The sequence below is a fragment of the Massilia atriviolacea genome (genome assembly GCF_003953935.1).
Taxonomy (GTDB): Bacteria; Pseudomonadota; Gammaproteobacteria; order Burkholderiales; family Burkholderiaceae_D; genus Telluria_A; species Telluria_A atriviolacea.
On record NZ_RXLQ01000046.1, the window covers coordinates 3,432 to 5,222 of the forward strand.

2 tRNA genes and 1 rRNA gene are annotated in these 1,791 nt (G+C 53.7%); all 3 read right to left on the reverse strand.

Going from position 1 to position 1,791, the window contains the following annotated elements:
- A tRNA-Ala gene (locus tag EJB06_RS31355) sits at nucleotides 1-76 on the reverse strand.
- Between the two features lie 19 nt (nucleotides 77-95).
- Nucleotides 96-172, reverse strand: a tRNA-Ile gene (locus EJB06_RS31360).
- A 79-nt stretch (nucleotides 173-251) separates the two neighbouring features.
- Nucleotides 252-1,780: ribosomal RNA gene (locus EJB06_RS31365) — 16S ribosomal RNA — on the reverse strand.
- Nucleotides 1,781-1,791 lie beyond the last annotated feature (11 nt).

A 1,791-nucleotide genomic window follows, 5' to 3' on the forward strand; every position in this document is an offset into this window, starting at 1 on the left:
TGGTGGAGGATGACGGGATCGAACCGACGACCCCCTGCTTGCAAAGCAGGTGCTCTCCCAGCTGAGCTAATCCCCCAAGGGTATTACTGACCGCATGGTAGGGCTGGTTGGACTCGAACCAACGACCCCCGCGTTATCAACACGGTGCTCTAACCAGCTGAGCTACAGCCCCGACTTGGACACTGCTACTGTTTCTTCTTAATTAAACAGCCGATAAGTGTGGACGTTTGCNNNGACCTGTGCAACTCTAGAAAGGAGGTGATCCAGCCGCACCTTCCGATACGGTTACCTTGTTACGACTTCACCCCAGTCACGAATCCTACCGTGGTAAGCGCCCCCCTTGCGGTTAAGCTACCTACTTCTGGTAAAACCCGCTCCCATGGTGTGACGGGCGGTGTGTACAAGACCCGGGAACGTATTCACCGCGACATGCTGATCCGCGATTACTAGCGATTCCAACTTCATGTAGTCGAGTTGCAGACTACAATCCGGACTACGATACACTTTCTGGGATTAGCTCCCCCTCGCGGGTTGGCGGCCCTCTGTATGTACCATTGTATGACGTGTGAAGCCCTACCCATAAGGGCCATGAGGACTTGACGTCATCCCCACCTTCCTCCGGTTTGTCACCGGCAGTCTCATTAGAGTGCCCTTTCGTAGCAACTAATGACAAGGGTTGCGCTCGTTGCGGGACTTAACCCAACATCTCACGACACGAGCTGACGACAGCCATGCAGCACCTGTGTTACGGCTCTCTTTCGAGCACGCCTCGATCTCTCGTGGCTTCCGTACATGTCAAGGGTAGGTAAGGTTTTTCGCGTTGCATCGAATTAATCCACATCATCCACCGCTTGTGCGGGTCCCCGTCAATTCCTTTGAGTTTTAATCTTGCGACCGTACTCCCCAGGCGGTCTACTTCACGCGTTAGCTGCGTTACCAAGTTAATTAAAACCCGACAACTAGTAGACATCGTTTAGGGCGTGGACTACCAGGGTATCTAATCCTGTTTGCTCCCCACGCTTTCGTGCATGAGCGTCAATCTTGACCCAGGGGGCTGCCTTCGCCATCGGTGTTCCTCCACATCTCTACGCATTTCACTGCTACACGTGGAATTCTACCCCCCTCTGCCAGATTCTAGCCTTGCAGTCTCCATCGCAATTCCCAGGTTGAGCCCGGGGATTTCACGACAGACTTACAAAACCGCCTGCGCACGCTTTACGCCCAGTAATTCCGATTAACGCTTGCACCCTACGTATTACCGCGGCTGCTGGCACGTAGTTAGCCGGTGCTTATTCTTCAGGTACCGTCATTAGCAGAGGATATTAGCCTCCACCGTTTCTTCCCTGACAAAAGAGCTTTACAACCCGAAGGCCTTCTTCACTCACGCGGCATTGCTGGATCAGGCTTTCGCCCATTGTCCAAAATTCCCCACTGCTGCCTCCCGTAGGAGTCTGGACCGTGTCTCAGTTCCAGTGTGGCTGGTCGTCCTCTCAGACCAGCTACTGATCGATGCCTTGGTAGGCCTTTACCCCACCAACTAGCTAATCAGATATCGGCCGCTCCAGGAGCATGAGGTCTTGCGATCCCCCACTTTCATCCTTAGATCGTATGCGGTATTAGCGTAACTTTCGCTACGTTATCCCCCACTCCAGGGTACGTTCCGATATATTACTCACCCGTTCGCCACTCGCCGCCAGGTTGCCCCGCGCTGCCGTTCGACTTGCATGTGTAAGGCATGCCGCCAGCGTTCAATCTGAGCCAGGATCAAACTCTTCAGTTCAATCTCTGTTT